General features: G+C 51.0%; 1 pseudogene. It reads right to left on the reverse strand.

Annotated elements, in window-relative coordinates:
- Positions 1-21: 21 nt before the first annotated feature.
- Positions 22-310 (reverse strand): annotated as a pseudogene (gene rfaD / locus RTW80_RS28405) (ADP-glyceromanno-heptose 6-epimerase); the annotation flags it as partial.

Raw genomic sequence — 310 nt, forward strand, 5'->3', positions numbered from 1 at the left:
CTTTTGTAAGCTCCCGGAGATTCACTTAGTTGCTGCCTTGATACCGCTCGAATGATTTTGTGAATTTACGTTGATGTCGCGATTCAGCCAGGCCATGTATTCCGTTACGCCTTCGGCAACGGTTTTGAACGGTTTGTCATAACCCGCCGCGCGCAGATTCGTCAGATCTGCCTGCGTGAATGCCTGATAGCGGCCTTTCAGTTTATCCGGGAACGGAATGTATTCGATCTGGCCTTTCTTGTGATAAGCAAGCGTTGCATCGGCTACCGCCTGGAAGGATTCCGCACGACCAGTACCGAGGTTGAAGATG

The sequence above is a fragment of the Escherichia sp. AM3 genome (assembly GCF_032029835.1).
Lineage (GTDB): Bacteria > Pseudomonadota > Gammaproteobacteria > Enterobacterales > Enterobacteriaceae > Escherichia > Escherichia coli.